We start from the raw sequence: 22349 nt of genomic DNA, 5'->3' as shown, positions 1-22349 counted from the left end.
CTGACCAGCGGGGGTGTCCCCGGTGACGGCACGCGGTCGGCCGACGCCCGGCAGGGGCGTCGGCCGACTGCCGACTCTCGTACGAGCCGATCCCGTACGAGCAACTCCGGTGCGCGCCGATCCCGCACGAGCAACTTCTGTACGCGCCGATCCCGCACGAGCAACTCCTGTACGAACAACTCCCGTGCGAACCCGCTCAGTAGAGGCCTTCGGGAGCCGAACTCGTCTCTTGCAGCGGGCGGACGTTGGCGACTCCGTCGCACGGCCAGTGTTCGGTGCGGAGCCGCACCGCCTGGTCGCGCTCGAGGATGTTGGGGAGGAACAGATCCTCGTGGAGCACGGTGAGCCGTACCTGTCCCACCGCTCCGTAGTCGACCGGGGTGGTCCAGTCGTCCTTGCGGACCACCGCCATGGTCACCTGGGGGTAGTTGGGGACGTATCCGATCAGCCCGGCATCCGGCGCCACGGGCAGGCTCGCCGCGTTGCCGAAGGTGTTGCCGTAGCTGATGCCGCAGATGCCGCCGCCGAGCGACTCCCGGAAGGTGTGGTACATCGCGGGGGTGATCTGTGTTCCGCTCAGCCGGACGCCTTCGAGCCCGGCCACCAGCTCGGGATGGCGCTGGCGGAGCGCCTGGAACAGCGCCGGTGTGGTGTTGAGGTAGCTGACGCGGCCCGGTCCGAGTATGTCCGCGATCTGTTCGAGCAGGTGGGTGGTGTAGTCGCCGACGTCCGCGAGCCGTCCGGCCCGGATCAGCCGCTTCACCCAGCGGGGGTCCATGTCGATGGCGTACACCTGCCCCGCGAACAGCTCGGCCGCCTCCCAGACCCCGTTGCCGATCAGGTGCGGTCCGGTGGGTGTCGCCTGGAGCCAGGAACGGCCTTCCTGGAAGCCCTCGGTGACGAAGGACCAGCGCCGCCAGAGCCCCCGATGCCGCACCATGTCCGGGGTGTAGAAGACCCGGCAGGGCGTCCCGGTGGTGCCGCCGCTCTCCCAGACCCGCCCGGCCAGCGGGCGCGGGACGGCCCGTGGCACGAGGTCGCCGGGGTCCCCGGTCCGCAGGGTGTCCAGCGTGAAGGGCCCGAGTTCGGTCAGCTCCTCGTACCGGGTGATGTCGCGTGGGTCGAAGGGGAGTTCGGCGGCCCGTCGCAGCCAGTACGGGCTGCCGGTCTCGGGGTGGAAGTGGCGCTGGACCACCCTGCGGCACCAGTGGTCGAGGTCGGCGGAGAGCCACTCCTCGATCCGGTCGTCCGGGGCGACCGCGGACAGGCCCGGTGCGACGGTCATCGTGTGGCCGGTGGGGCGGTGAGGTCGATGCCCAGCTCGTAGGCGGTGGTGACGGCCTGTTCGATGTGCTCGGGCTTGTCGACGTGGACCACCGGGAACGGGAAGTCGAGTATGCCCTCGGGTATGGACGGGCCCATGACGAACGCGAGGTCGACGCCCTGTCCCTTCATCCCGGTGTAGACGTCCACCAGACTGATCGGGTCGGTGGCGTTGCGGTGGAACAGGTCGCGGACGTCGTCCGCCGAGACCAGCGCCCGCTGCTCCAGGCAGGAGAGGAGCGGAAGTCGAGGGGGCGCGAAGGTCATGGCGTCGATGTGCGGTGCCATGAAGTCGCGGTACGGCTGACGGAGCGGCGAGTGGACCGCGATCAGCCGGTCCGGGAGCGGGACGACCGTGCCGGGAGGGGCCGCGGCGGCGACCTGTTCGAGGGCCGCGGCGAGGCCGGACAGCATGAGGATGCGCTGGGAGCCGTCGCTCGTGACGCCGAAGTCGCCGGAGGGGTGGATGTCGGGTTGCCCATGGCCGGGGTGGTCCGTCTCGGGCGCCCCGGCGGGGACGAAGGCGAGGGCGATCCCCTGGCGCGGGGCGTCGGGCGCGGGCTCCGGGACATGCCGGCTGTGCACCAGCATCCGGAACAGCTCCTCGCGGCTCACCGCGCCGACGAGGGCGGCCGCCGCCATCGCACCCAGGCTCAGCCCGCCGATCGCGCCGGGGCGCAGCCCCTGTTCGGCGAAGATGTCGTGGACGGCCATGGCGAGCGCGGCCTCCCGTACGGTGCCCGTGCTCTGGCGTTCCTCCAGCGCGTTGGGCAGCTCCTCCTCCAGGATCTGGCCGACCGTGAGGCCGGTCCACCCCGAGACCTGGTCGTACAGCTCCCGCATCACCGGGTAGGCCTTGTAGAGCTCGACGCCGTGCGGCTCGGTGCCCACGCCGCCGCCGAGCAGATAACCCAGAGTCATACACGTCTCCAGAGAGCGAACCGGAGTGGATGGGCTCCGGTTTGGGAATTCAATTCGAACTGCGCTTGATGCCGGTCGGCGGCTTGACCATACTCCGGGAAATGGGCGGACAGCCAGAGGGTGTCTCGTGTTCCGGGGAAGAGGGCGAGAGTCGCGGGCGGCGCTATCGAGACGATATGCGACTGCTGGACAATGCGTGCAGCGGGCGACTCGTATTTCACCCGAGCAATCCGAGCGACCCGATCGACCTGAGCAATCCGATCGACCTGAGTGGTCCGAGCGATCCGAGCGATATTCACGGAGCGATAGAGGAATGCCATGGCGCTTGACCGCCGCGGCGGGGAACCGAACGGCGTCCGTACGGTGGGGTACGAGGTCCCCGAAGCGCGGCACAGCGTCCGTACAGTGCGGCCGGCACCGGCCCCGGCACCGACCGCACCCATTCCGTCAGGCCGGGACCGCGCCCAACGGGACGCGCGGCACGTCCAGTTGCCGTGCGCACTCGTCCAGCGCGTCGACGAACTCCCGTACCTCGTCGGGGTGGTGCACCGCGCCGGGCGCGATGCGGAGGATCTCCTCACCCGCCGGGACACTCGGCGCGTTGATCGCCTGGACGTAGCTGCCGTGCCGGGTCAGCAGCAGGTCGGACGCCTTCCGGCAGAGGCTGTCGTCACCCACGAGAACGGACACGATATGAGACTCGTCCGAGAGGACGGGAAGCCCGCGCTCCTTGAGCAGCCGGTGCATCAACTCCGCGTTCTCCCGCAGCCTGTTCCGCTCCGTCTCGGAGTCGCGCAGATGCCGGACGGCCGCGAGGCCGCCCGCCGCGACCGCGGGCGGCAGAGCGGTGGTGAAGATGAACGAGCGGGAGAAGCTGCGCACGGCCTCGATCAGCGTGGCGGGGCCCGCGATGTAGCCGCCGACGGCGCCGAAGCCCTTGGCCAGCGTCCCCATGATGACGGTGAACTCGTCGGCCAGGCCCAGGTCGGCGGCGATTCCGGCCCCTTGGGGTCCGTACATGCCGACCGCGTGCACCTCGTCGAGGAAGGTCATGGCGCCGTACCGCCTGGCGATGTCGGCGATCCGCGCCAGCGGGGCGACGTCGCCCACCATCGAGTGGATGGACTCCAGGACCACCAGCTTGGGCCGGTCCGGGTCGGCGGCGGCGAGCAACTCCTCCAGGTGGTCGGCGTCGTTGTGCCGGAAGATCCGCTTCTCGGCGCCGCTGCGCCGCAGTCCGTCGATGATCGACGCGTGGTTCGACGCGTCGGAGAAGGCGAGGCAGTCGGGCATGTGACCGGCGAGCACGGACAGGGAGCCGTCGTTGGCGGCGTAGCCCGAACTGAAGAGCAGCGCCTCCTCCTTGCCGTGCAGTTCCGCCAACTCCCGTTCGAGCAGGACGTGGTAGCGGTTGGTGCCGCCGATGTTCCGGGAGCCTCCCGAGCCCGCGCCGTACTCGTCGATGCTGCGCTTCATCGCCGCCAGCACGCTCGGATGCTGCCCCATGCCGAGGTAGTCGTTGCTGCACCAGACGCTGATCTCGGCGGCCTCGCCGTCCTCCCGTCGGCTGCGGGCGGCCGGGAATCGCCCGGCGACCCGCTCGATCTCGAGGAAATCCCGCTTACTGCCGGCCGCTTCGAATTCAGCCATGTGTTGGCTGAATAAGTCAAGGTAAGGATTCATGACGTCCGCTCGCTTTCCGGCCGTCAAGACGATGGAAGAGTAATCGCCGGACGGCACACACGAAATGCCAGGGTCACATTCAACGCCCTACCGTACACATTCCACAATGCCCTGCCAAGCGCTCGATGGGAGACCATGGATGTCCGCGTGCGACACGTATGTTCAGCAAATCCTGGACGTGATTTCCGCCGATCCGGAGAAGACGGTCCTGTCCTGGCGTGGCACAGCGTTCAGCGCGGCGGAGTTCACGCATTCCGTCCGCTCCGCGGCGCATGCGCTGCACCGGCACACGGAGGGCGGGAAGGCGCCCGTTGTCGCCGTACTGACCACCACCAACACACCCGCCACCCTGCTTCTCCGGTACGCGGCCAACCTCGCGGGCGCGACCGCGGTCCATCTCCACACGACCAACGCGGTCGACCCCGATGACCGGCTCACCGCCGACGCCGAGTTGCGGATCCTGAAGGAGACCGACACGACCGTGCTCGCGGTCGACGCGGACCACCTCGACGTCGCCCGCCGACTCCGTGACCGGATGCCCACCCCGCTCGCCCTCGCGGGCCTCGGCTCCCTCGGCCCCGACGTCCTCGACCTCACCACGGGCGACGCGGCCGCCTTCGACCCGGCCGGGATCGAGATCGACCCGGAACGGACCGCCGTGGTCACCTACACCAGCGGCACCACGGGCAGGCCGAAGGGCATAGCCGTCGACTTCCGCACCCGCGGCTGGTTCATCTCCGCCGGGCTCAAGACCGGCTACCGGGCGGCCTATCTCGCCACCCTGCCGATGAGCCACTCGAGCGGCGCGACCACCGACGACTCGCTCGCCTCCGGCGGCACGGTGTTCCTGCACGACGGTTTCGAACCGGGCGCGGTACTGAGCGCCGTCGAACACCACCGGATCTCACGCCTGTTGATCTCGCCGCCCCAGCTCTATCAGTTGCTCGACCACCCGCGGCTGAGCGCCACCGATCTGTCGAGCCTCCAGATGCTCTGCTACACGGGCTGCCCCGCCTCCCCGGAGCGGCTGGCCGAGGCGGTCAAGGTCTTCGGCGCGGCGCTCATCCAGGTGTACGGCACCAGTGAGGCGGGCGCCGTCACCATCCTGATGCCACCCGAGCACGCCGATGCGGAGCTGCGTCGCACGGCGGGCCGCCCGCTGCTCGGTGAGGTCCGGATCGTCGGGCCGGACGGCACAGCCGAGCTGCCCGCCGGGGAGATCGGCGAGATCTGTGTGCGCTCGCCGCTGGCGATGCGCGGATACGTGGCCGACCCCGAACTCACCGCCCGTACGCTGGTGGACGGTTGGCTGCACACCGGCGACCTCGGCCGCTTCGACGACCGCGGCTATCTCCACATCCATGGGCGCATGGCCGACGTGATCAAGGCCAACGGGATCAAGGTCCACCCGACGGCGGTCGAGAACGCGCTCCTCACCCACGAAGACGTCGTCCAGGCCGCGGTGTTCGGCACACCGGACGAGGACCGCGTCGAGCACATCCACGCCACGGTGGTCCTGCGGGACGGCGCCACGGCCACCACCGCCGGGCTGCGCGAGCATGTCACCGCCGCGCTCACCCCGAACCACGCCCCGGCCAGGATCGACATCCGCGCCGAACTGCCGCTCACCGGTATCGGCAAACCGGACCGGGCGCGCCTGGCGACGGACGCGCGAAAGGCCTAGGCGGACATGTCTCTCTCGGTAGCCGCGATCCTCGCCGAGTCCGCGCTGCGGCGGCCGGAGCACCCGGCGATCGTCTTCGACTCCCGGCGGTTCTCCTACCGCGAACTGTGGGACGGTGCCCGGCGCTACGCGGCGGTCCTGCGTCGGCACGGGATCGGGCCCGGGGACCGGGTGGCGCTCCTGCTGCCCAACACCCCACAGTTCCCGATGGTGTACTTCGGCGTGCTCGCGCTCGGCGCGGTCGCGGTGCCGGTGCACGGCCTGTTGCGGGCCGACGAGATCGGCTATGTGCTCAAGGACTCCGAGGCGAGGGCGCTGATCTGCGGGGCACCGCTGCTCGACGAGGGTGCCAAGGCAGCCGAGGCCGTCGGCACACCGCTGTTCACCGTGACCGGCGGGCACCGCGCCGGGGTGCGGCTCGACCTGCTCGCCGAACAGGCCGCCCCGCTCGCGCACTTCGTCCCGCGCGATCCCGGGGACATCGCGGTCGTCCTCTACACCTCCGGCACCACCGGCCACCCCAAGGGGGCGATGCTCACCCACCTCAACATCGTGATGAACGTCGACACCTCGATGCTGTCACCCTTCGACTTCCGGCCCGACGACGTCCTGCTCGGCTGTCTGCCGCTGTTCCACAGCTTCGGCCAGATATGCGGGATGAGCACCTGCTTCCGGGCCGGTGCGACCATGGCGCTGATGGAGCGGTTCGACGCGGCGCGGGCGCTCGACATGATGGTCCGGGAGCACTGCACGCTGCTGATGGGCGTTCCGACGATGCTGCTCGCCCTGCTCGCCGAGGCCCGCACCGACCCGCGGCGCCCCCCGCTCGACCGGGTGTTCTCGGGCGGCTCCGCACTGCCGGTACGGGTGCTCGAGGAGTTCCAGAAGACGTTCGGCTGCACCATCTACGAGGGGTACGGGCTGACCGAGACCTCGCCGACGGTGGCGTACAACCAACGGGCCTGGCCCTGCCGCCCTGGCACGGTGGGCCGGCCGATCTGGGGTGTCACGGCGGAGATCGCGCGGGCCGAGGTCGAGGGCCGTATCGAGCTGCTCGGCCCCGGCGAGGTGGGCGAGATCGTCATCCGGGGCCACAACGTGATGGCGGGCTACCTCAACCGGCCGCAGGCCACCGCGGAGGTGATCGTGGACGGCTGGTTCCGCTCCGGTGACCTCGGTGTCAAGGACGCCGAGGGCTACCTCACCATCGTGGACCGCAAGAAGGACATCGTGCTGCGCGGCGGATACAACGTGTACCCGCGCGAGGTGGAGGAGGTCCTGCTGGGTCACCCGGCGATCTCCCAGGTCGCCGTCATCGGACTCCCCCACGAACGCCACGGCGAGGAGGTGTGCGCCGTGGTGGTGCCGGACCCCGGCGCGACACCCGGCCCTGTGCTCTCCCAGCAGCTCGTCGCCTGGGCCCGGGAACGGATGGCCGGACACAAGTACCCGCGCCGGGTCGAGTTCGTGGACGTCTTCCCCCTCGGCCCGAGCGGCAAGGTGCTCAAACGGGAACTGGTGCGGCGCTTCGCCTGAGAGGGTGGCGCCCCCGAGGGGGCGCCACCTCGCTCACGGCCTCTTGCGGACCAGCGTGATGCCGTCGGCCATCACCAGGAGCGACAGCTCCACTCGTTCGTCGTCCCGCAGCCGCGCGTTCAACTCGCGTACGGCGACGGTGTCCTGGTCATCGGCGTCCGGGTCGACGACCCGGCCGAAGTACAGCGTGTTGTCCACCACGATCAGCCCGCCAGGCCGCACGAGGCTGAGCGAACGCTCGTAGTACGACGAGTAGTTGGCCTTGTCGGCGTCGATGAAGACGAAGTCGAAGCACTCCGGCCCGCGTTCGGCCAGCAGGGCGTCCAGCGTCTCTGTCCCGTCACCGACCCGCAGCGCGATCCGGTCCGCGACCCCGGCACGCTTCCAGTACTCGGCGCCGATCGAAGGCCAGCGGTCCGTCAGGTCGCAGGTCACCAACTCACCGTCGGCGGGCAGTGCTCGGGCCATGCACAGGGTGCTGTACCCCGTGAAGGTGCCTATCTCCAGCACCGAGCGGGCGCCCGTGAGGCCGATCAGCAGCGCGAGGAGTTGCCCCTCCTCCGCCATCACCTGCATCGCCTCGCCCGCCGGCAGCTCGGCGGTCTCCTGGCGAAGCTCCGCCAGGAGCGGTTCGTCGCGGAGCGACACCGCCCGCACGTACTCCAAGAGCTGTTCGGTGGCCGCCACTTGCTGCGCCATGCGCTTCTCCTTCATGGGTCGACGTGCTCGGGGGTACGTACGGATTCACTGCGCGCCCGAGAGCAGGGCCCTGATCCCCGGCGACGGCTCGGCCGCCGCCCGCTCCTTCGCGTACGAGCGCTGCAGACGGTCGAGGTGGAAGCAACCGGCCCGGTCGGCGTGGAGCAGATGGACGTCGGCGAGCGCCTCGAGCACCTTCTCCGCCTCGGCGACCGAGCAGCCGAACAGACCGGCCGCACGGACCCGGTCGGTCTCGTTGACGCCGACCTCGCCGAGCAGCCGGAACGCCGCCGCCGGGTCGGTGCCGCCCGTGGCCCGGTCGCCCAGGCCGCGGTATCCGGCGGCCAGGCTGGTGCGGACCGCGAGATCGCCGATCCGTAACTCGTCGAGCACCTGCGGCGATTCGACCAGCAGGCGGGCCAGCCGGGCGAGGTCCCAGTGCGGGCGGCCCAGATAGCGGGCCCCGGCGATACGGATGGCCAGCGGCAGCCCGGCGCAGTGTTCCACCACCTCGCGGGCGGCCCGGGGTTCGGCCTCGACCCGCGGGTGTCCGACGATCGACCCCAGCAGCTCCAGGGCCGGGCGCTGCGCCAACGGCGCCAGGGTGATGGTGCGGGCGCCGTCCAGGTCACCGAGCCGCTCCCGGCTGGTGACGATCAGCCGACTGCCGCCGCCTCCGGGGATCAGTGGCCGGATCTGAGCAGCGCTGACCGCGTCGTCCAGCAGTACCAGGATGCGGCGGTCGGCGGTCAACGAGCGGTAGAGCAGGACGGCTTGCTCCTCGTCGACGGGTATGCGTTCGGGCGGCACCCCGAGTCCGGCCAGGAACCGGCCGAGTACGCGGCCGGGTTCCGACGGACCGTCACAGCCGCCGAGTCGGGCGTAGAGCTGGCCGTCCTCGAAGTGACCGCGGACGGCGTGGGCGGCATGCAGGGCCAAGGTGCTCTTGCCGGTGCCGCCCCCGCCGGTGACGACCACCACGCCGGACAGGTCGCTCGACGCCCGGTCGGTGGTCAACCAGCCGTTCAGGAAGCCCAGTTCGATGTCGCGCCCGGCCGGTTCGACCATCTGGGCGGGCAGTTGGGCCGGACGGACCCGGACGGCGTGCTGTTCCTCGGGCGCCGGACCGGCCCCGCGCACGGTCACGGGCGGCGGGGTGCCGACGACGGTGTCCACCACGCAAGCGCCGGGCGGCAGCGGATCGTCCGCGGCCAGTATCCGCCGCTGCATCTCGCGCAGTTCCGAGCAGGGTTCGGCGCCCAACTGGTCGATGAGGAGCGTCCGGGCGCGCTGGAAGACGGCCAGCGCCTCGGACTGCCGACCGGCCCGGAAGAGTGCCAGCATGAGCCTGCCCACCAAGGCCTCGCGCAGTGGTTGCTCGCGCACGGCCCGCCACAGTTCGGGGATGATCTCGGCGTGCCGGCCCAGGGCGAGATCGAGGTCCAGCCGGGATTCGAGGGTCTGCAGCCGGAGTTCCTTCAGATACTGGCCCTCGACCTCGCGCAGGGTGTGCGAGGGGATGTCGAGCAGGGGCTCGTCCCGCCAGAGGCCGAGCGCCGCGCTCAGCTCGGCGGAGGCCCGGTCGAACGCGCCCGCCTCCACATGCCGGGCCGCCCGCTCGCGGTGGGCAGTGAAGCTGCCGAGGTCGCTCTGGTGCTCGTCCAGCTTCATGAGATAGCCCGAGGCGCGGGTCTCGATGGCGCCGCCCGCCCGCTTCCCGAGGAGTCTGCGCAGCCGCATGACGTAGGTGCGGACGGTGGCCGCCGCGCTGGGCGGCGGGCAGTCGTCCCACACGAAGGCGGAGATCCGGTCGACGGACACCACCTGGTTGGCCTTGAGCAACAACGTCGCCAGGACTACCCGCTGCCGGGGCGCGGGTATCTCGAGCTCGATCCCGTCCGATCGTACGGACAGCGGTCCGAGCATCATGAACTTCACGGTCGTCCTCGATTTCCCGCACAGCGGCGCTTGGGTCTGCGGTTCGGTGATGCGACGGTCGGGCGGCCCCTGGCCGACCCGCAACGTAGTGACCGAGCAGTAGGTGTCCCCCTCACCTCTGCGCTACCAGATCGACACGCTCGGCAATTTAGAGTGCGCGATCGATCCGCCACAACCACTTCCGAAGCAACCCCGCAAAGAGCGCGGTAAATCGGCCAATGTACGACTGGTTCCGCTCCACACGGTTTATCAGCGAGCAGAAGTGGGTGGATTCACTCCAAATCGTTTCTCTCCCCCAGGGGAAGGCAGCAGACACCTGATGGACGACACATCCGAGGGACACCTGTGGCTCCGGCGCTTCCAGCCTTCGGACACCCCGACGGTACGGCTGGTGTGCTTCCCGCACGCCGGAGGCGCGGCGAGCTACTTCCTCCCGGTCGCGCGTGCGCTCGCTCCGGAGGTGGATGTCCTGGCCGTGCAGTACCCCGGCCGCCAGGACCGCCGGAACGAACCGGGGATCGGTGACCTCACCGTCCTCGCCGACCGCAGCGCACACGCCCTGAAGGGTGAGCTGGACCGCCCGCTGGCCCTCTTCGGGCACAGCATGGGCGCGTTGGTGGCCTACGAGGTGGCCCGTCGGCTCGCACAGACGTCACCGAGTCAGCCCGTACACCTGTTCGTCTCTGGCCGTCGCGCCCCCACCCGGCACCGCGTGGAAGACGTACACCTGCGGGGCGACGACGCCATCATCAAGGAGTTGCAGTCCCTCGGCGGCACCGATCCACAGATGCTCGCCGACCCCGAGGTACGGGAGATGATCCTCGGCGCGCTGCGCAGCGACTACCGGGCCGTGGAGACCTACCGGCACGTACCCGGCGAACGGCTGCTCTGCCCGGTGACCGCGCTGACCGGCGACCGCGACCCGAAGACGACGGTGGCCGAGGCACGCGCCTGGCAGGGCCAGGCACCGAAGGACGGCTTCACCTTGCACGTCCTGCCCGGCGACCACTTCTTCCTGGCACCCCGGGCCACCGAGGTCGTGGCCCTACTCCGCGAACACCTCCTGACAGCACCCGACACCCTCGCGCCCGCACGTCAGTAGGTCTCCGGCACTCTCCGAACACGCCCGCTAGATGCCGAGTAGCCGGTCACCGCGACCGGCCCGGCGCTGACCTCGGGCCGCGCGGTGAGGAACCTCCGCGTACATCAGCACCCCCGGGTGCCGCCCGCCGCCGTCGGGGAAGGCGGCGAACGCGTCGGCCTGACCGTCCGCGGTGGGAATCCGCAACGTCTTGATGGGCATGAATTCTCCTGTCGTGGTTGACATGTCGATCCTGCGATCCTGTGGTCAACACGACGGAGGCGGAGCCCGCGGGCCGACACGGGCCCGTACGGCGCTCAGAAGAGCACCGGGTCACCGATCCGTGTGTGGCGCGATGCCGTCCCGGTAGTCATGGCCCCAGAACATACTCCAGCCTCCGCCGGACGCCCGAGCGGTGGTCCATGGACCTGTCTCGACCTGCACCAACAACTCGACCTGCACGAACAAGAAGGAGTTCTCGAATCATGCGGCGGTACGTTCTCACCGGCACGCCGGGCGCGGGCAAGACGTCGATCCTGCGGTGCCTGGCCGAACTCGGGTACGGGGTCGTCGAGGAGGCGGCATCGGCGGTCATCGCACGACGGCAGGCGCTGGGCGAGGACGAGCCGTGGACACGGGCGTCCTTCATCGACGAGATCGTCGCGCTGCAACGGCAGCGGCAGTTGGCGGCCACCGGTTCTGTGCAGGTGTTCGACCGTTCACCGGTCTGCACCCATGCCCTCGCCACCTACCTGGGGCGACCGGTGTCCCCGGCGCTGACCGCGGAACTCGAACGGATCACCTCGGAAGGGGTCTACGAGCGCCACGTGCTCTTCGTCCGCAACCTGGGCTTCTGCGAGCCGACCGCGGCCCGGCGGATCAGCTTCCAGGACTCACTGGCGTTCGAGAGGATCCACGAAGAGAGCTACCGCGCGTTCGGCTACGAGATCGTCGACATCCCTGCCGCCGACTTGAATCACCGTGTCGCCACGGTGAGTTCACTGATCTCGGGTGCCTCGCCTCAGCCACCTGCGGGGTGAGCCGCCTCACCCCCCTTGCCTGATCCGGGTGTTGCCCTTGCCTGAGCAAGGGGCGCATGAAGAGGGGGCTCGTATGCCTTCCGTGCTTCCCGCGTGCGCCTTTCCCTTGCGGCAAGAGGGGTGGACTCTGTCCCTCCAGTCAGCGCACCGAGGTGGTGATCCCTCATGACAACAAGCAGCGGCGACAACTCCACAACGCCCCCTGAGCCCGAGCCACAATCCCCTGCGCCCGAGCCACCATCACCCGAGCCCGAGCCCGAGCCGCAACCGCGCGCAGACAGACGGCGCTGGCGCAACAGCGCGACGGTGCTGGCCTGCGTCGTGGCAGTCGTCAGCGCCGTGGCGGCTGCCGTCGTGACCCCGCTCGGAGATCACATAGTGAACGCCTTCCTCGACGACCCGACCTGTCCGGGTGAAGCCTGCGACGGGAAGAACCCACAGAGTCAGGGGTGTTACGAGGACGCCCGTACCTTCAAGCCCGCCATCGCCAACCCCGCTGTCCTCCAACTCCGTTACAGCAAGGACTGCCAGGCGGTATGGGCCCGGATCGAGCGGGGAAGCCCGGGGGATCTCGTGACGGCAGAGGTCACCGGCGGGACCAAGCGCACGGCCGAGATCGAGTACGGGGACGATCAGTTCACCAGCATGGTGCGTGTGGGCGACGGCGAGTTCCAGGCCACCGCCTGTGCGATCCCCGGCGCAGGTGGTGAGAGCACGTACGAGCGCTACTGCATCCACGCGACCGAAGCGACCGCCTGGCGGTGACGGCGCGGGGGCGAAGGATGCCGTAGAGACGCCACGAACTCCGTTGTCCAGGCCTTGTTTGTAAGGCTCCGCCCCGCCGACACCGAACAACGCAACCGGGCTAGACACCTCCCAGGACCGGACACAGGACGGCGGCGGAGGGAGTCGGGGCATGCGGCAGGCGGCGCGGAGCGGAGCGAGAGTGGTGGGTGCGGCGGCGGCCGTGTCGCTGCTCCTGGGATGCGCGGGACACCCCGGCGACGCCGCGGACCGTCGGCCACTGGCGGGTGTCCAGGCGGCCGGCCCCAAGGAAGTCCTCGATGTCGCCGAGCAGTTGCTCGAACGCGACTGCATGCGCCGCCACGGCTTCCGCTTCTGGGTGGTCCCGCCGACCGCGTCCGGAACGCGCCGCGACTTCCCGTACGCGGTCGACGACGTCGGCTGGGCCAGGCGCCACGGCTACGGCGCCGACCAGCGCGCGACACCGCGGCAGAGCGCCACGGCCGATCCCAACCAGCGCTACCTGCTGTCGCTGCCGCCGGACCGCCGCACCGCCCTGGTCGCCACGCTGAACGGCCCGCGCCCCAGCGGACTCACCGCCGACCTGCCGAACGGCGTCCAGGTCAGCCACAGCGACACGGGCTGTACGGCGGAGGCCGAACGACGCCTGTACGGCGCCCTGGTGGCCTGGTTCCGCGCCACCCGGGTCACCTCCTTCCTGGCCACCGAACGCGTGGCGGCGGTCCAGCGGGATCCGCGCTACCGCGCCGCCCGCGACCGTTGGGCGCGGTGCATGAAGGCCGCCGGACTCCCGTACGCCGACCCCCAGGAGAGCCGTGCCGCCGCCGACCCCGAGCGGGGCGTCAGCCGCACGCGGGAGATCCGGCTCGCGGTCGCCGAGGCGACCTGCGCGGTGTCCACGGGGCTGTCCCGCGTCGCCACCACCCTCGACCACTCCCACGACATGCGGCTCCGGCAGCGCTACCCGGACGCGTACGGCGACCTCGACCGGCTGACCGAGGCGGCGCTGCCCCGCGCCCGCGCCCTGGTCGCCCGCGGCTGACCGCCGCTCCCCCACAGACCTCCGCGGCGAGCCCCGCCGCGGGACGGCCGTCCAGGCCACCGAAGCACGCGCGGCACCAGCCGCCGGACAAGGAGAACACCATGTCAGTCAAGCAATTCATCGCCACCGGAGCCGTCGCCGCCAGCCTCGCGCTCGTCATCGTCCCCGCGTCGTCGAGCGCGTCGGCCGCGCCCACCCTGTCCGCCGGGCAGACCGCGCACAGCTCCGGCTCCGCTCCCCGCAGCGCCGCCGCGGCCGACGGCCTGCTGCACGCCTGGACCGATTCCTACGGCGGCGGCACACCCTGCTTCTGGAGCGGCAACGCCGACAACTGGGGCCCGTGCCGGAACGCGGCCTCCGACATCTGGAACAACGGCTACGCCACCAAGCTCGACTCCGTCGACCTCTACTGGGGCCTGAACGCCACCGGGGCGCACGCCTGCATCAGCCGGGGCGACTCCTGGAACAACCTGCCGTCGGGGAAGTGGAAGTTCACCTACGGCGAGGGCCAAGGCGGCTTCGGCCAGTCGCTCAACGACAACATCTCCTCGCACCGCTGGGTCGACTACTGCGACCAGGGCTGACACCCCTCGCCATCTGACGGGCCCGCTGGTACGGGGGGCGGGCCCGTCGGGCGGCGGGTGCTCCGGTCCCGGATCGGCCCCATCCCCTCACCGAACGGACCGCGCGGAGCCGCACGGCCGCCGGTACGGGAGACCGGCCAAGTAGCGGTGCCAGTCGGCAGGCGCCAAGCCCGAGGCGCCCGCCGTCCGGCAGATCCGGGCGGCCACCCGGTCCGTGTCGGTCTCCCAGAGCAGCGCGGTCCAGTCCTCGCTGCCGCTCGCCAGGGTGTGCCCGTCCGGGGCGAAGGCGAGCGCGTCCACCGGCTTGCCGTGCCCGCTCAGCACCGCCCTCGGCGCGGGCCGACGCGGGTCGGCGACATCCCACAGGCGGAGGGTCTTGTCGTAGCCGCCGGTGGCCAGGGTGCGGCCGTCCGGGGAGAAGCCGACGGCGTACAGGGAGCTGGTGTGGCCGGTGAGCGCGGGCACGGGCAGCTCCCACAGCCGCACGGTCCGGTCGCTGCTGTCCGACGCGAGGGTGCGCCCGTCGGGGGCGAACGCCAGCGAGGACACGTAGCCGGTGTGGCCCGCGAGGACGGTGGGAGGCCGGTCGCCGCGCGGGTTCGCGACGTCCCACAGTCGTACGGTCGCGTCGACGCCGCCGCTGGCCAGGGTGCGGCCGTCGGCGCTGTACGCGAGCGCCTTCACCGTGTCCGTGTGACCGGCGAGGGCGGCCAGCGGGCTCGGCGGCCCGTCGCCGTCGAGCCGCCACAGTCGCACCGTACGGTCCTCGTCGGCGGTGGCGAGGGTGCGGCCGTCCGGCGCGAACGCCACCGCTTCGGCGGCCGACAGCCGGGCGGTGACCCGCGCCGGACTCGGGCCGAGCCGCCACAGTACGGTCCCTTCCGGCCCCGCGGCGGCCAGGGTACGACCGTCCGGCGCGAACGCCACCGCGCGCAACTCGCCCTGGTCGTCCGCGAGTACGGCGGGCTGCGCGCCCGCTTCCCCGGCGGTGCGCCACACGCGGACGACCCCGTCCCCGCCGGCCGCCGCCACCGTCGCGCCGTCCGGGCTGAAGGCAACCGACACCAGGGCGGGGGGCGCCGCGGATCTCGGCAGCGCGACGGCGGTACGCAGGGCGCGCGCCGCGGCCCGTGGGGCGCCGTGCGGGTCCCACAGGCGCAGGGTGCCGTCCGCTCCGGCTGACGCGAGCACCTGGCCGTCGCGGCTGAAGGCGAGGGCGCGCACCGGCCCGATGTGCCCGGTGAGCGTGGCCACTTGGCGTGCGTGGTCGGGGTCGGCTGTGTCGACCAGCCGTACGGCGCCGTCGTCACCCGCGGTGGCCGCCAGCCGTCCGTCCGGGGCGTAGGCGACGGCCTCGACGGTGTCGGTGCCGGTCAACTGGGTCGCGTACGCGGTGGCGTAGGAGCTGAGTACGGCGCTGCGGGCGGCGCCGGTGGGCTCCAACCGGTAGGCGGCCAGGGCCAGTTGCACGGCGCGTGCCGGATCGGTCAGGCGCAGGGCCGCGGCGTCCTGGGCGACGCGCTGGGAGACGGCGATGTCACGCTGCCGCGCTGCCTGCCGTTCGGCGTGCACGGCGATACCGGTGGCGGCGGCGGTACCGGTCAGCAACACCGCGAGCAGCAGGGCCAGTCGGCGCAGCCTGCGGGTGCCCCGTGCCGCGGCGGCCACCTCCGCGTCCCGCGCCGCACGGCTCGCGGTGAGGAACTGCCGCTCCCGAGAGCTGAGCGACCCCGCGCCGGTCCGGGCCGCCCATTCGCAGGCCTGGTCCAGCCGTACGCCGCGGTAGAGGGCGCCGGGGTCGCGCTGGACGGCCTCCCAGTCGGCGGTGGCCTCGGTGAGGTGCCGGTGCACGCGTACCGCGTCGCGGTCCTCGGTGAGCCAGCCGCGCAGCCGGGGCCAACTGCGGATGAGCGCCTCGTGGGTGATCTCCAGGGTGTCCCGGTCGAGCGTGAGCAGCCGGGCGCGCGCGAACCGCTCCAGTACGAGCGCGGTGTCGGCGCTCGACCCGCCGACCGGGTCCCGGCGACCGTCCGTACGGGCATCGGCGTCGACCCGGCCGTCGGCGTCGAGTTCGTCGCGCCGGATGCGGCGCTTGGTGTCCTCGGTGCCCTCGCCGAGCGCCGTGAGCCGCAGCAGGACATGGCGGGCGATGCGCTGCTGCGCGGCGTCGAGTGTGCCCCAGACCTCCTCCGCGGTGTGGGCGAGGCCGCCGTCCAGGCCACCGGCGGCCTGGAAGCCGGAGAGCGTCAGAGTGTTGCCACGCCGCCGTCGCCAGGTCTCCAGCAGGGCGTGCGACACCAGCGGCAGCATCGCGGCCTGCCCGTCGGCCTGCGTCATGATGTCGGCCAGCAGCGCGCCTTCGACGGTGTATCCGGCTTGGGTCGCCGGGCGGGTCACCGCGCGTCGTAACTCGTCGGAGGTCATCGGGCCGACGACCACCTGGGCCTCGGCCATGACGGCCGCGAGACCGGGGTGGGCGGCGCAGTGCGCGTAGAAGTCGGCGCGTACGCCCACCACGATCCGGCAACGGCTGTCCGCCGCCAGGGCCACCGTGAGCAGGGCGTCGATGAAGCGGGACCGTTCCGTGTCGTCCCGGCACAGCGTGAAGACCTCCTCGAACTGGTCGACGACCAGCAGGAGTTCGGCCGCGTCGGGGGAGGCGGCGAGCAGGCGGCGCACGGCCCGGTCGAGAGCGGCCGACGGACCCACGGGCGGCTCACCTTCCGATGCCGTGTCCCGTTCGGACGGGCCGCCCTCGGCACCGGCATCGACCCGGCCCAGCAACGCCACGCAGTGCTCCAGCGGATGCGGGCCCGGAGAGAGCACCACCACCGGATGCCCGGGGTACTCGGTACGCCGACGCGGCACCAACCCCGCCCGCAGCAGCGAGGACTTCCCGGCGCCCGACGCCCCGACCACCGTCACCAGCCGCGCGCCGGTCAGCCGCCGGGCCAACTCGGCGACCAGCCGCTCCCGTCCGAAGAACCGCTCGGCGTCCTCGGTCCGGAACGCCGCCAACCCCGCGTACGGCGGCGCCTCTTGCCGCTCGCGAGCCGCCTGCGCGGCCTCGTCCCGGGCCAGTTCGGCCGCGACGGCCTGCCAGCGCTTCTTCCACAGCACGGTGTCGCCCTCGCAGCCCCGCACATACCCCAGCGTCACCGCGAGCGTCGGCAGGACCCGGCCACCGGCCGCCGCGGACAGCGTCGCCGCCGAGTAGTGCGTACGCCGGGCGAGTTCGCGGTAGGTCGGACTTCCCGCCTCCCGCCGCAACTGCCGCAGGTCCTCCGCGAGCCGCAACAGCGGGCTGTCCCCCACGTCGAGCGGCCGCTCCTTCCTCGGCACCGCCCACCCCCTTCACACATCGCGCCTTTCGCCCGATCTCACCCCCTCTCCCCTCTTCTCCGCAACCAGCACATACGTCCCTCGTGTCCCCGAACTCCCGCTGCTCCCTGACATGCGCCTTCATCGTGTCCTCGACCAGGTGCGGCCGACCGAGCGGTGTTGCGAGTTCCACCGTTCCGTCCGCGACCTGCTGACCGAGGTCCACCTCTACCGACTCTGCTGGCCCGGCAACGTACTGCTGACGAAGGACACCGTGCCCGCACGCCGCCCCCGACTCACGACAACGTCGCGGACACCGGGCTGTCGTCCGCAGTGATCACGACCGCGTGGCGTCAGAGCCCTCCGACGCCTTCGGCCATGGCCGTTCACCACCGTGGGCGCGACCGGCGTCGTTTGGGTCCGGGTGGGGGGCCGTAGGCGAGGGCGAGAGCTTGGCGGACGGCCAGTCGTCCGGCTTGGCGGAACGCCCCGGCGCGAGAGTCCACTTCGTGGATGCCGACGGCGCGGAGCACGGTGGCCACCGCCACCGTGGTCGTCGCCTCCAGTGCGGTCAACTCCTCCTGGACACCGGTGGCGACGGCCTTCTGGTACTCGGCCAACTCGTCCGGGGTGACGAAGCCGCGGGTTCGGAGATCGGCGTGTACTTCGAACTCGATGCCCTCTTCCCAGGGTTCGAAGTCCACGGTGATGTCCGCGAAGTCCGACGGACAGCCCGCCTGCCGCGCGTACACGGCGCGGACGCCCTGGAGCGGGCGGGGCGGGAAGCTCTCGTCCTGACGCACACCGGCCACAGTAGTCAACGCGGTCCTGGGACGGGTGCGTGAAGATGTTTCGGCGACCGCCGAAGCATCACAGGCCTACCGTCGCATCATGACTTCGCACACGTACGCCACCCACCTTCGGTGGGAGGGCTCCACCGCCGCCGGGATCCGCTCCTATTCTCGCGACCACATCGCCACCGCACCACCCGCCACCGCCGAAGTGGCGTTGAGCGCGGACCCGGCCTTCCGAGGCAGCTCTGAGCGGCTCAACCCGGAGCAGCTTGTGGTCATGGCCGCCTCCTCCTGCCAGATGCTGTCCTTCCTCGGCGCCGCCGCCCGAGCCGGTGTCGACGTGCTGGCCTACGAGGACCGTGCGACCAGTCACCTTGACCTGACGGCCCGGCCCGCCCGCCTCGGCGTGATCCGGCTGGCAGCCACCGTCACGGTCGCCGCGGGAACCGACGAGGTCACGGTTCAGGAGTTGGCCGAACAGGCCCACCGTGACTGCTACATCGCCAACTCACTGTCCGTGCCCGTCGAAGTGACCACCACGGTGGTGACCGCATGACCGCCCACCCACACCTCCAGGACCTCGAGGTCCGCCTGCCCGGGGCCGCCGTCGAAGCAGAACTGGGCGCTGTCACCGTCAGGGATGTGGGCAACTCGGTGCGTTGGCAGGCCTGTTGGGCAATGCGGGGATGAATGTGCTGACCCAGTACAGCGATCACGCGGGCCATCTCGTCGCGCGCTGGGAGAGCCACTGATTCCGAGTACTCAAGAGGATGCCTTCCGCGCCCCAACTCACGGCTCGACAAAAGGAATTAGGTAATCAGAACCCCCCTGCTATGGTGGCCCGATGGCATCGATCAAGCAGTTCCAAGTCACCTTCGACTGCGCGAACCCCGAGCGTGTCGCCCGCTTCTGGTGCGAGGTGTTGGGATACGTCGTACCGTCGCCGAAGGGATTTGCCACTTGGGACGAATTCGATCGCTCGCAGCCGCCCGAGGAGCAGGGTTCATGGTGCGCATGCGCTGATCCCTCGGGTGTGGGTCCGCGGTTCTACTTCCAGCGCGTTCCCGAAGGGAAGGTCGCGAAGAATCGGGTGCATCTCGATGTGCGGGTCGCCACCGGACTCGTGGGCGAGGAGCGCCTGGCCACACTCGAGGCCGAATGCGCCCGCCTGATCGCGCTCGGCGCGGTACGCGTGGCACTGCTGCCCGCCGACGACGAGAACGAGTCGTGCATCACCATGCAGGACATCGAGGGCAACGAGTTCTGCCTCGACTGACGGCGAGGAACGCGGCCTGCGCCTCGTCCGCGGTCAGTCCGGTGAGGCGGGTGCGGTAGCCGCCGACCAGCCGGTAGCCGCCAGCGTGTCCGGCCGCCCCTACGCGAGCACCTCACCGAAGCACTGGCCAGGGCCCTGCGGTTACCCGAGCCGCGCGGGTAGTGCTCAAACGACCCTGGTCCTCGGCTCGTTGAGGGCCGGGCCGATAGGGTACGTGGTCATGCCACGTGTACGTATCGCCCTCGCCACCCTCACCACCGCCATCGTCGGGATGGCCGCGCTCACCGCCTGCTCGTCCGACAGCGACTCGACCGACAGCACGCAGCAGGCGGACAAGCCGGCAGCCGCCCCGAAGCCGATCACCAAGGAGCTCAGCCAGGCTCACCTCACCCAGGCCCTGCTCGACGACGGCGAGACCCTTCCCCACTTCTCCCTGCACGGCCACAAGTCGGTGACGGACGGGGAGTTCTGCAACGCCGCGGAGGACGCCGACTCCGCCCCGAAGGGCTGGGTCCGCGGCAGTGACTCCTCGTACGAGTACGACGGCTCCACGCTCCACATGGCGGACATCAAGATCTGTCTCTTCGACTCGGCCGACGCCGCCCACCAGCAGTACACGCTGTGGAAGGGCACCGAGACGAGCAAGCAGCAGAGTCCCAAGAAGCCGATAGGCGACGAGAACACACTCGTCGTCAAAGAAGACGGATCCGTTTACGGGTACGTCCGTTCAGGCAAGGTCAACATTCGCGTATTTGTCGATGAGGTCGCCGCCAGTGACCCTTCGGGCACACAGGCCATGCTTGCCGCGACCCTCAAGCGTCTTCAGCAACTCCAGGACGACAAGGCGGCGACCGTGACGGCTCTCGACGAACAGGCCGCTGCCCGGCAGTAGTGGTAAGGGGGCGGGGAGTGATGTCCTGAGCGGTGCGGCAGTCACCGTGCCACGTCGCTCGCCAGGGCGGCGTTGACGAGCAGCCGCAGTGAAGTCGACAGCCGTCGGGCCTCTCCCCGTCCCAGTAGGTGCACGATCGGTCCGTTCCGCAGCGCGCCGAGCAGGATATGGGCCAGCAACTCCGCGTCCAGGTCAGGGCGTTCCTCGGCGATCAGCGCACTGATGTGGCGGTGCCAGAACCCGTAGACCGACTCTTGTTCGCGCGCATCCTCCTGTGCGTCGCGGGGAGTTGTCGCCGTCTCGCCAAGTGCGGCCAGCAGGCCCTTGTTGCGGCCGACCACGTCCACGACCGCGTCGAGGAAGGCCGACAGCCGCTGTCGGGCAGGCGCGCCCGGACCCAGCGGTGGGGGGCCGTCCGTGACCGCTTCACGCAGGGCGTGGGCGCGTTCCAGCATCAACTCGCGCATCAGGCCCGCCCGGCTGCCGAAGCGGTGGAACACCGTGGCCTTCCCGACCCCCGCCGCGGCGGCGATGCGTTCCATCGAGACCTGCTCCGGAGGGTGCTCGGCAAGGAGACTCTCGGCGGCTCGCAGGATCGCGCGCCGATTGCGGGCCGCGTCGGCGCGTTCCCGACGGACTTCGCTCATCGCTTCTCTCCTCATCCGGGGCTGCGCCTCATGGACAACCGGGCGCCATAGACAACTGGACCAGCGGTCCAGTACGGTCGGATTGGACCGCCGGTCCAGTTTAGAACAGTGCGCTGCACGAGGAGAGTTGAGATGCGAGGTATCCGCTACCACTCCTATGGTGGCCCCGAGGTCCTCACCCTGGAGGAGGTGCCCGTTCCCGCCCCGGAGGCGGGGCAGGTGCTCATCCGGGCCGAGGCGATCGCCGCCAACTTCGTGGACACACAGCTTCGGCGCGGCATGGCCCAGACCGAGCTGTACCCGCGCCCCTTACCCAGGTCACTCACCGGGGACGTGGTGGGCACGGTCGAGGCGGTCGGGCCGGACGCGGACCCGGGCCTGATCGGCCAACGCGTCGCCGCGGCCTCCGAGGACGCGTTCTGCGACCTGGTGCTCGCGGACACCCGGTGGCTCGTCCCGGTCTCCGACGGGCTCGACGCGGGCACGGCCGGCGCGCTCCCCATGGCGGCACCGGTGGCCCGGGGCGTGCTGCGCGCAGGTCAACTGGCGCATGGTGAGACCGTATTGGTGCACTCCGCCGCGGGGGCCATCGGCCATCTCACCGTGCAACTCGCGAAGCTCCTCGGGGCGGGTACGGTCATCGCCACAGCCAGTACGACCGCCAAGCTGGACTTCGCCCGCGCCCAGGGTGCCGACGTCGGCGTCGACTACACCGCCGAGGACTGGCCGGAGCAGGTCCGCGCAGCCGCGCCCGGCGGCGTGGACGTCGTCCTCGACGCGGTCGGCGGCGAGACCCTGCGCCGCAGCCTTGGCGTACTGGCCCCGCACGGACGGCTGGTGACGTACGGCGTCGCGAGCGGCGAGTTCGGCGGCATCTCCGTCACCGACCTGTTCGCCCTGAAGTCCGTCACCGGGTTCTCCCTCCTGGCCGCGAGGGCGGCCGACGCCGAGCAAGCGCTCAAGGACCTGGCCGAACTCACCGAGTACGCGAGCCAGGGGCTGTTGCGCACGACGGTCCACGCCCAACTGCCGCTGACCGAGACCCGCGAGGTGCACCGACTGCTGGAGAGCCGTGCGCCGTTGGGGCGCGTACTGGTCGTCCCGTAGGACGAGCGAGCGAGCC

Annotated in this window: 20 protein-coding genes and 1 pseudogene; 12 read left to right on the top strand and 9 right to left on the bottom strand. The window is 70.9% G+C overall.

Translation table 11 applies throughout. The annotated features are described in order from the left end of the window. Positions 1–196 precede the first annotated feature (196 nt). The 3 genes from ACZ60T_RS24800 to hemA form a co-directional block, all read right to left on the bottom strand. Positions 197–1285, bottom strand: a complete 1089-nt coding sequence (locus tag ACZ60T_RS24800) for an acyl-CoA synthetase family protein (protein ID WP_469667889.1) — start codon at positions 1283–1285, stop codon at positions 197–199. Beyond that, the gene (locus ACZ60T_RS24795) at positions 1282–2244 is read right to left on the bottom strand and encodes an ACP S-malonyltransferase (RefSeq protein ID WP_469667887.1); all 963 of its coding nucleotides are present in this window, start codon (positions 2242–2244) and stop codon (positions 1282–1284) included. Before ACZ60T_RS24795 ends, ACZ60T_RS24800 begins: the two co-directional genes overlap by 4 nt. Positions 2245–2691: 447 nt before the next feature. Further along, a complete protein-coding gene (gene hemA, locus ACZ60T_RS24790; protein WP_365626189.1) occupies positions 2692–3927 on the bottom strand; it encodes a 5-aminolevulinate synthase in 1236 nt (411 codons plus the stop codon). 178 nt (positions 3928–4105) lie between these two features. Between hemA and ACZ60T_RS24785 the strand changes: the two genes are divergently transcribed. Both ACZ60T_RS24785 and ACZ60T_RS24780 read left to right on the top strand, forming a co-directional pair. Next, a complete protein-coding gene (locus ACZ60T_RS24785; RefSeq protein WP_469667886.1) occupies positions 4106–5611 on the top strand; it encodes an AMP-binding protein in 1506 nt (501 codons plus the stop codon). Between the two features lie 6 nt (positions 5612–5617). Further along, on the top strand, positions 5618–7147 hold the full coding sequence (locus tag ACZ60T_RS24780) for a long-chain-fatty-acid--CoA ligase (RefSeq protein WP_469667885.1): 1530 nt from the start codon (positions 5618–5620) through the stop codon (positions 7145–7147). 33 nt (positions 7148–7180) lie between these two features. Here ACZ60T_RS24780 and ACZ60T_RS24775 read toward each other — a convergent pair whose 3' ends face one another. Further along, a complete protein-coding gene (locus ACZ60T_RS24775; protein ID WP_469667884.1) occupies positions 7181–7846 on the bottom strand; it encodes an O-methyltransferase in 666 nt (221 codons plus the stop codon). A 45-nt stretch (positions 7847–7891) separates the two neighbouring features. Then, entirely contained in the window at positions 7892–9775 is a 1884-nt protein-coding gene (locus ACZ60T_RS24770) for an AfsR/SARP family transcriptional regulator (RefSeq protein ID WP_469667958.1), read from the bottom strand. A gap of 328 nt (positions 9776–10103) precedes the next feature. Here ACZ60T_RS24770 and ACZ60T_RS24765 point away from each other — a divergent pair, with 328 nt between their 5' ends. Further along, a complete protein-coding gene (locus ACZ60T_RS24765; RefSeq protein WP_469667883.1) occupies positions 10104–10886 on the top strand; it encodes a thioesterase II family protein in 783 nt (260 codons plus the stop codon). A gap of 93 nt (positions 10887–10979) precedes the next feature. Here ACZ60T_RS24765 and ACZ60T_RS24760 read toward each other — a convergent pair. Then, positions 10980–11087 (bottom strand): annotated as a pseudogene (locus ACZ60T_RS24760) (dienelactone hydrolase family protein); the annotation flags it as partial. Between the two features lie 263 nt (positions 11088–11350). Here ACZ60T_RS24760 and ACZ60T_RS24755 point away from each other — a divergent pair. From ACZ60T_RS24755 to ACZ60T_RS24740, 4 genes are all read left to right on the top strand, one after another. After that, complete coding sequence (locus ACZ60T_RS24755) at positions 11351–11905, top strand: ATP/GTP-binding protein (RefSeq protein ID WP_365625669.1); 555 nt, start codon at positions 11351–11353, stop codon at positions 11903–11905. A gap of 321 nt (positions 11906–12226) precedes the next feature. Continuing rightward, a complete protein-coding gene (locus ACZ60T_RS24750) occupies positions 12227–12670 on the top strand; it encodes a DUF2690 domain-containing protein (protein WP_365625666.1) in 444 nt (147 codons plus the stop codon). A 151-nt stretch (positions 12671–12821) separates the two neighbouring features. Next, positions 12822–13712: a hypothetical protein gene (locus tag ACZ60T_RS24745; RefSeq protein WP_469667881.1), complete on the top strand. Its 891-nt coding sequence runs from the start codon at positions 12822–12824 to the stop codon at positions 13710–13712. A gap of 101 nt (positions 13713–13813) precedes the next feature. Then, entirely contained in the window at positions 13814–14296 is a 483-nt protein-coding gene (locus ACZ60T_RS24740; protein ID WP_365625660.1) for a hypothetical protein, read from the top strand. An 87-nt stretch (positions 14297–14383) separates the two neighbouring features. Here ACZ60T_RS24740 and ACZ60T_RS24735 read toward each other — a convergent pair whose 3' ends face one another. Continuing rightward, positions 14384–17638 (bottom strand): nSTAND1 domain-containing NTPase, encoded by a 3255-nt coding sequence (locus ACZ60T_RS24735; RefSeq protein ID WP_469667880.1) that lies wholly within the window; start codon positions 17636–17638, stop codon positions 14384–14386. Positions 17639–17750: 112 nt separating this feature from the next. Between ACZ60T_RS24735 and ACZ60T_RS24730 the strand changes: the two genes are divergently transcribed. Continuing rightward, the gene (locus ACZ60T_RS24730; protein ID WP_469667878.1) at positions 17751–17954 is read left to right on the top strand and encodes a hypothetical protein; all 204 of its coding nucleotides are present in this window, start codon (positions 17751–17753) and stop codon (positions 17952–17954) included. Between the two features lie 49 nt (positions 17955–18003). On the opposite strand, the gene ACZ60T_RS24725 is transcribed toward ACZ60T_RS24730, so the two are convergent. After that, positions 18004–18420: a hypothetical protein gene (locus ACZ60T_RS24725; protein ID WP_469667877.1), complete on the bottom strand. Its 417-nt coding sequence runs from the start codon at positions 18418–18420 to the stop codon at positions 18004–18006. Between the two features lie 88 nt (positions 18421–18508). On the opposite strand from ACZ60T_RS24725, the gene ACZ60T_RS24720 reads away from it, so the two are divergent. The 3 genes from ACZ60T_RS24720 to ACZ60T_RS24710 all read left to right on the top strand — a co-directional run bounded on the left by ACZ60T_RS24720 (position 18509) and on the right by ACZ60T_RS24710 (position 20579). Continuing rightward, positions 18509–18967 carry an OsmC family protein gene (locus ACZ60T_RS24720; RefSeq protein ID WP_469667876.1) on the top strand — a complete coding sequence of 153 codons (459 nt, stop codon included), beginning with the start codon at positions 18509–18511 and terminating at the stop codon, positions 18965–18967. Between the two features lie 288 nt (positions 18968–19255). Further along, the gene (locus ACZ60T_RS24715) at positions 19256–19687 is read left to right on the top strand and encodes a VOC family protein (protein WP_469667875.1); all 432 of its coding nucleotides are present in this window, start codon (positions 19256–19258) and stop codon (positions 19685–19687) included. 220 nt (positions 19688–19907) lie between these two features. Continuing rightward, positions 19908–20579 carry a hypothetical protein gene (locus tag ACZ60T_RS24710; RefSeq protein WP_469667874.1) on the top strand — a complete coding sequence of 224 codons (672 nt, stop codon included), beginning with the start codon at positions 19908–19910 and terminating at the stop codon, positions 20577–20579. 41 nt (positions 20580–20620) lie between these two features. Here the strand turns inward: ACZ60T_RS24710 and ACZ60T_RS24705 are convergent, their stop codons facing one another. Further along, entirely contained in the window at positions 20621–21226 is a 606-nt protein-coding gene (locus ACZ60T_RS24705) for a TetR/AcrR family transcriptional regulator (RefSeq protein WP_469667873.1), read from the bottom strand. Between the two features lie 132 nt (positions 21227–21358). Between ACZ60T_RS24705 and ACZ60T_RS24700 the strand changes: the two genes are divergently transcribed. Beyond that, on the top strand, positions 21359–22333 hold the full coding sequence (locus ACZ60T_RS24700) for a quinone oxidoreductase family protein (protein WP_469667872.1): 975 nt from the start codon (positions 21359–21361) through the stop codon (positions 22331–22333). Positions 22334–22349: the final 16 nt, after the last annotated feature.

It is taken from the genome of Streptomyces sp. NPDC104371, from assembly GCF_055583785.1.
The sequence above is the reverse complement of the archived record's forward strand: the minus strand, read 5'-3'. Positions and strand labels throughout refer to the sequence as shown.

Coding starts and splice junctions, on each gene's coding strand:
- ACZ60T_RS24775 (WP_469667884.1), bottom strand. CDS start 7,846: ATGGCGCAGCAAGTGGCGGCCACCGAACAGCTCTTGGAGTACGTGCGG.
- ACZ60T_RS24770 (WP_469667958.1), bottom strand. CDS start 9,775: ATGATGCTCGGACCGCTGTCCGTACGATCGGACGGGATCGAGCTCGAG.
- hemA (WP_365626189.1), bottom strand. CDS start 3,927: ATGAATCCTTACCTTGACTTATTCAGCCAACACATGGCTGAATTCGAA.
- ACZ60T_RS24755 (WP_365625669.1), top strand. CDS start 11,351: ATGCGGCGGTACGTTCTCACCGGCACGCCGGGCGCGGGCAAGACGTCG.
- ACZ60T_RS24740 (WP_365625660.1), top strand. CDS start 13,814: ATGTCAGTCAAGCAATTCATCGCCACCGGAGCCGTCGCCGCCAGCCTC.
- ACZ60T_RS24800 (WP_469667889.1), bottom strand. CDS start 1,285: ATGACCGTCGCACCGGGCCTGTCCGCGGTCGCCCCGGACGACCGGATC.
- ACZ60T_RS24730 (WP_469667878.1), top strand. CDS start 17,751: ATGCGCCTTCATCGTGTCCTCGACCAGGTGCGGCCGACCGAGCGGTGT.
- ACZ60T_RS24710 (WP_469667874.1), top strand. CDS start 19,908: ATGCCACGTGTACGTATCGCCCTCGCCACCCTCACCACCGCCATCGTC.
- ACZ60T_RS24765 (WP_469667883.1), top strand. CDS start 10,104: ATGGACGACACATCCGAGGGACACCTGTGGCTCCGGCGCTTCCAGCCT.
- ACZ60T_RS24745 (WP_469667881.1), top strand. CDS start 12,822: ATGCGGCAGGCGGCGCGGAGCGGAGCGAGAGTGGTGGGTGCGGCGGCG.
- ACZ60T_RS24795 (WP_469667887.1), bottom strand. CDS start 2,244: ATGACTCTGGGTTATCTGCTCGGCGGCGGCGTGGGCACCGAGCCGCAC.
- ACZ60T_RS24715 (WP_469667875.1), top strand. CDS start 19,256: ATGGCATCGATCAAGCAGTTCCAAGTCACCTTCGACTGCGCGAACCCC.
- ACZ60T_RS24700 (WP_469667872.1), top strand. CDS start 21,359: ATGCGAGGTATCCGCTACCACTCCTATGGTGGCCCCGAGGTCCTCACC.
- ACZ60T_RS24705 (WP_469667873.1), bottom strand. CDS start 21,226: ATGAGCGAAGTCCGTCGGGAACGCGCCGACGCGGCCCGCAATCGGCGC.
- ACZ60T_RS24780 (WP_469667885.1), top strand. CDS start 5,618: ATGTCTCTCTCGGTAGCCGCGATCCTCGCCGAGTCCGCGCTGCGGCGG.
- ACZ60T_RS24720 (WP_469667876.1), top strand. CDS start 18,509: ATGACTTCGCACACGTACGCCACCCACCTTCGGTGGGAGGGCTCCACC.